General features: G+C 43.7%; 4 protein-coding genes and 1 pseudogene. 3 read left to right on the top strand and 2 right to left on the bottom strand.

Features of this window, described 5'->3' with window-relative positions; genetic code table 11:
• Positions 1-90 precede the first annotated feature (90 nt).
• Together CYL18_RS15175 and CYL18_RS15180 are read right to left on the bottom strand one after the other, a co-directional pair.
• On the bottom strand, positions 91-1,095 hold the full coding sequence (locus tag CYL18_RS15175; RefSeq protein ID WP_104850366.1) for a sensor histidine kinase: 1,005 nt from the start codon (positions 1,093-1,095) through the stop codon (positions 91-93).
• Positions 1,092-1,784 carry a response regulator transcription factor gene (locus CYL18_RS15180; protein WP_104850367.1) on the bottom strand — a complete coding sequence of 231 codons (693 nt, stop codon included), beginning with the start codon at positions 1,782-1,784 and terminating at the stop codon, positions 1,092-1,094. The genes CYL18_RS15175 and CYL18_RS15180 overlap by 4 nt, the downstream gene beginning before the upstream one ends.
• Positions 1,785-2,094: 310 nt before the next feature.
• Between CYL18_RS15180 and CYL18_RS15185 the strand changes: the two genes are divergently transcribed.
• The 3 genes and pseudogenes from CYL18_RS15185 to CYL18_RS15195 all read left to right on the top strand — a co-directional run bounded on the left by CYL18_RS15185 (position 2,095) and on the right by CYL18_RS15195 (position 5,906).
• A complete protein-coding gene (locus tag CYL18_RS15185) occupies positions 2,095-2,283 on the top strand; it encodes a hypothetical protein (protein ID WP_104850368.1) in 189 nt (62 codons plus the stop codon).
• Positions 2,284-2,663: 380 nt separating this feature from the next.
• Positions 2,664-5,270: a phosphoenolpyruvate synthase gene (gene ppsA, locus CYL18_RS15190; protein WP_104850369.1), complete on the top strand. Its 2,607-nt coding sequence runs from the start codon at positions 2,664-2,666 to the stop codon at positions 5,268-5,270.
• 262 nt (positions 5,271-5,532) lie between these two features.
• Positions 5,533-5,906 (top strand): annotated as a pseudogene (locus CYL18_RS15195) (DUF2750 domain-containing protein).
• Positions 5,907-6,045 lie beyond the last annotated feature (139 nt).

Below are 6,045 nucleotides of genomic sequence, written 5' to 3' on the forward strand. Positions count from 1 at the left end.
TCCTTTTCCTATTGACTCAAGTATATAAGAAGGGGAGAGTCCGTCTCCTGCTATTTGGCGAACAAATAAGAAAAGCATGTGACATTTTTGTCACACACTTATGACGGACTCAAATTCATTTCGTTTCGGGAAGAGAAGGGTGAAGGTCGTACCTTCTCCAACCGTTGATTCAACACTGATTTTGATATGCAAGGCTATGGCAGCCTGCTTCGTTAAATAAAGGCCCATCCCGCTTGAGGAACGGTCATCATGCGCGGTTGTTGACGTGAATCCCTTATCAAAGATGCGGGATAAGTCCTTTGAGTCAATGCCTCGTCCATGGTCGGTGATTTGCACATACGTATGATAGTCATCCTTATAGCTTTTCAGAAGAATATCATCGTGCTCGCTGTATTTCACGGCATTCGTTAATAGCTGCCGGATGATGAAGGCGGTCCATTTCCCATCCGTCAATACGGTATCTGCCTCAAGCTCCAATTCAAAGCCGATTCCTTTTTGCAGGCACCAGGATTGCAGCATTTTGATTTCCTGCACAATCAAAGGCTTCAGTGATACCTTCTCGATCAAGAGGTCATTATGCATGAAGGGCATCCGCTTTTGATGGAGCTGTGTATCAAGTAAAAGGTGAATTCTCAGCCATTCATACATGAGCTGAGCCTTCATTTCCTCATCCTCCGTCCGGTCGATGATCAATTTCATCGCCGTGAGCGGGGTCTTCACCTCATGAATCCATGCCAGTAAATCATCCTTCTCATACTCGAGCATGGCCGTGTTTTCGTATGCCTCATCCCGAAGGGCATTCGTTTGCCGAAGGAGAGCCTCCAGGGCAATTCGCTCAAATGGGCTCGAAGGAGAAGGGAGGAGCTCGGTATCCAAGTCAGATGTCCACTCATCCAGCTCCTGATAGAATTTCGTTTCTTTCCTATATCTGAAGCAAAGAAAGATGACAAAGAGAATCATTGATAAAAAGACGGCATACAGAACAGGCATGAACGGAATCGAATGGTCCAGCCAGGAAACCAGAAGAATCAGACCCTGTATCAAAACCATCATCAAAATCCAGCTTATTCTCTCTTTCACGAATCTCCCGATCATGTGGCCGGCTCCTCTTCTTTCGCGATATAGCCTTGGCCGACCTTCGTCTCAATCATGTGTCCTAGGCCAATACTCTCAAGCTTTTTGCGGAGACGGTTCACGTTAACGGTGAGCGTGTTATCACTGACAAAGCGCTCATCCTCCCATAAAGCGCGGATCAAGGAATCTCGGGTGACAATCTTGTCTTTATGCTCGATCAATTGCTTGAGTATAAAGCACTCGTTCTTCGTCAGCTCAATCTCTGTTTCTTCCTTGCTGATTGTATTTCGCTCAAAATCAATGAGCGCTCCGCACCATGTCTTAAGAGCGGATGCTTCCGCATTATAATTATAGGTCCGCCTGAGAATCGCCTGAATCTTCGCCAGCAGCACATCGAAATGAAACGGCTTTTGCACGAAATCATCGGCCCCTAGCTGCATCGACATGACCATATCGGTCGGATGATCACGCGAGGACAGGAAAATAATCGGTACATTCGAATGATTGCGAATCATCCGGCACCAATGGAACCCATCATATTTAGGAAGCTGGATATCAATGATGACTAAATCAGGCTTGGCATTCGTGAACTCAGCCAGCACATTGGAAAAATCCGCAATTCCACACACATCATAGGACCAATTCGAAAGCCGGTCCTGTAATTCCTGGAACAGCGTTTTGTCATCTTCAATGACTAGAATTTTAAACAAAGGTATCACCACATTCTTATCTATATCTTTACTTAAAGCGTACCATAAAAGATTTGAAAGAGGAACGGCAGGCTAGAGGGGGGTCTTCGATTATAAGCGAAGACCAGAATAAAAATGATGGAGGGCTTTATGATTGCAAACAAGTCCCTGAATTTGCTTAAGCTAGGACTTCAGGAAGTATCAAGTATACTATGGGAAAAAGTTTAAACAGCAACCATAATGAGAGTTAAAATTATTTAGATTATTCAATTAATTTATGGTAATCTAAGAGAATCATAATCAAAAAACAGAGACTAAAGGAAGATTATCTATGAACAAGAAATCACCGAATCCACAGATTCTATTATTTGCCGCAATTACCGCGACCATCATGACCATATCGGATTCGATGATGGAATGGGAGAAAAAAATACATGCGGGAATTTTTGCTTTTTTAACAGCCATAGTGGCAGCGAAAATCGCTCAGTTGATCATTAAGGATGAACCATCAGAAGACTAGATTTTCCTCAATCTTGAGCTTTTACCATTTAAGGCAGATCAAAAGAGTCTACTCATCTCTTCAGAACATCTGCTCAAGTCTCCGAAACTCCAACATATAGAAGGCACTCCGAATAAAGGGAAGTGATATTGCTGAAATATGATCTCTTCGTCATCAGTAATCTTATAACCTCTTCTTTTACAGCCATCAAAGTACCGCTTACACCAATTAAATGAATCATCGGATAATCGAAAAATCCGTATAGACAATTTGGTCAGAATGAAAATCCAATAGCTGAATATAATCATTTTTAGCTTATTGGTCTAGTATGGAGTACTTAGCATAAGAATCTAGTCGATTACAGCCATAGGTAAGCTATGAACGGTTAGGAGAGATGCAAGATGAGTACTATTATTCTTGATTTTCAAGAAATCAACCGCACGAAGGCTTCGCTCATCGGCGGTAAGGGGGCAAGATTAGCTGCTTTACGGCAAATGAATGAATGGAATGTTCCTGATGGTTTTTGTGTGACAACAGTGGCCTACGACATGGCATTTAAAGAGTATAAACAATTTCATGAATTATTGAATCAGCTCACAGGGATTGAAATGAACCGCCTCGATGAGATCCGTGAAATCAGCGCTGCGATTCGCCAGCTCATTATGGATATTCCGATACCTGCTGAGATTAGAGATAAAGTGACTCAAACACTCTCCCGTTTTGGTGCGGAACACGCCTATGCCGTGCGTTCTAGCGCGACAGCAGAGGACTTGCCGCATGCCTCTTTTGCCGGTCAGCAGGACACTTTTTTAAATGTCATCGGTGTCCCTTCCATATTGCGTCATATCAGCAAATGCTGGGCTTCTTTATATACAGAGCGCGCTGTCATTTACCGGATGCAAAATGGTTTTAGCCATCAGGATGTATCGATAGCTGTTATCGTTCAGCGGATGGTTTTTCCTGAAGCCTCAGGAATTCTGTTCACGGCTGATCCTATAACCTCCAATCGTAAGGTCCTGTCCATTAATGCCAGCTATGGATTGGGAGAAGCGCTCGTTTCAGGTGTGGTTACGCCTGATTGTTACCGAGTTAAGGGAGATGACATTATCGAGAAGATGATTGCGGCTAAAGAGATGGCTGTTCTGAATGTGAAAGATGGAGGAACCAGGCAAGAGCCCATTGAGCAAGCTTTGCAACGTGTACAAACGCTCACTGACGCGCAAATTTTGCAATTGGCGCGCATTGGCAGACAAATCGAGGAGTATTTTAACTGCCCTCAGGATATCGAGTGGTGTTTGGCAGGTGATACCTTTCATATAGTACAAAGCCGTCTGATTACAACCCTATACCCTATTCCGGAAGCGACCGATCAAGAAAACCATGTATACGTATCTGTTGGCCATCAGCAAATGATGACGGCTCCGATGAAGCCGCTGGGCCTATCCTTTTATCTGTTAACGACGCCAGCACCGATGCGCACTGCAGGCGGGAGGCTGTTTGTGGATGTGAGCCAGCAGCTAGCTTCACCTGCCGGCAGAGATTTATTGCTCCATACGTTAGGAAAGTCAGACCCGCTCATAAAAGATGCCCTCATGACCATTATCAAGCGGGAGGATTTCATTAAAAAGCCGCCTCAGGAGAGTCAGCCGATAGCCGCGGCTCAAAAAAGGCCCGCGTCACTTGCACAATCAGCGCCCGAACCGAATATTTCCGTTGTGTCAGATTTAATCAGAAGCAGCAAAGCATCGATCGAACAGGTAAAGAAGCAAATTCAAACAAAATCAGGTATGGATTTAATTGAATTTATTGAAGAAGATCTGAAGGAATTTAAAAAGGAGCTTTTTAATCCTGTCAGCATGGGAGTGATTAACGCTGCCATGTCCGCTGCAGCTTGGATTAATGAACAGATGAATAAATGGTTGGGTGAAGTGAATGCCGCAGATACTCTTTCTCAATCCGTTCCAAATAATATAACCTCCAAAATGGGTCTTGAATTATTAGATGTTGCTGATGTGATTCGTCCCTTTCCGGAGGTGATCGCTTACCTGCAGCAGGTGAAGGATGACCGCTTTTTAGATGAGCTGGTTTCACTGGAGGGCGTTGAAAAATGCAGGGAAGCCATTTATGGCTTTCTCGAAAAATATGGAATGCGCTGCAGCGGGGAGATTGATATTACGAAAGAAAGGTGGATTGAAAGACCGAGTATGCTAGTGCCGCTTATTCTTAGTAACCTGAAAAATGCCGCCTTAAATGCCGGCCAATCGAAATTTGAGCAAGGGCGCCAGGAGGCACTGAAAAAAGAACAGGAAATCATAAAACGGCTGAAAACATTGCCTGACGGGGAGCAAAAGGCGCGAGAAACGAAGCAAAAGATCGACCTCCTCCGCCATACAATCGGCTACCGAGAATACCCTAAATACCACATGGTGAACCGTTATTTCGTTTATAAACAGGCTTTGCTAAAAGAAGCGGAACGGCTCAAACAAGCAAACGTCCTTCAGCGGAAAGATGATTTATACTATCTCACCTTTGATGAGCTTCGAGAAGTCATCCGTACGAAAAGACTTGATAACGATATCATTGATAGACGAAAGGAAGAGTACCGCTTATTTGAAAAGCTCACACCCCCGCGAGTCATCACGTCAGATGGAGAAATAGTGACGGGTACTTATAATCGGGAAAGCATCCCGGACGGAGCTTTAGCAGGGCTGCCTGTTTCCACTGGAATGATTGAAGGGAGGGCGCGCATCATCTTAAATATGGAAAAGGCAGATTTAGAAGCAGGCGACATACTCGTAACGGCATATACGGATCCGAGCTGGACGCCATTGTTTGTAACCATAAAGGGACTGGTCACTGAAGTGGGGGGACTAATGACCCATGGAGCGGTGATTGCACGCGAATACGGATTACCGGCGGTTGTTGGCGTGGAAAAGGCAACAACGCTCATTAAAGACGGTCAGCAAATTAGAGTGGATGGAACAAATGGGTTTATTGAAATTCTATAGGGGCAAGGATTGGCCGGTTTTCATGAGGTGAAAGCCGGCTTTTAAAATAGCTGTTTCCTAAAGTTCGTTGCTTTATAATAGGCTGTTTTCGTAAAGATTGCTGCTTTTGAATATAAAGGGACGCTGCTATCCTTCTTACGGTACTATTGAGTGGGGAGCACCTTCTTGAAGAAAAGGGGCAGGTAGCTTAAGAAGGTGTTTTTATCAGCATTGGAGAATATGTTAAATGCCTTGTTAAACGCAGTAACTGGAGGATATCAATATGAACCAAAAAGAATTAGATTCGATAATTAAACAGCCACCAAATATAAGATATGAGTATTTTATTAAAAAGGTCGCTGATTATGAGGAAGTCTGGGGTTTATATGACGATGGTTGGGCGACAGCACAGGATGATGATGGAAATATGTTATTCCTTTCTTTCCTAGAAAAGAATTTGCAGAATACTGTGCCGTTAATGAGTGGAATAACTTCAAAGCTGAACCAATTGACTTAAATGAGTTTATTGAGAACTGGCTTGTTGGTATGAGGAAAGATAGAGTTAAACCATCCATTTTCCCAATCAATGAAGACTCAGTAATGGTGGAGATCGATGTGATATTAAGAGATTTAAATAGTGAGTTAGAGAATTATTAAGTAAGGTTTGCGTTTCAATATCAAGGGCTGTGGTTCAGCTCTTTTTTAGTTATTCCACAAACGGGGCAGTTGTGCGGCCGAGCCTAGGTCGTATCATATAGCGGGTGGGATTCCCGCCGAGTAAGAACTAGCCATTCGC

It is taken from the genome of Pradoshia eiseniae (assembly GCF_002946355.1).
GTDB lineage: Bacteria > Bacillota > Bacilli > Bacillales > Pradoshiaceae > Pradoshia > Pradoshia eiseniae.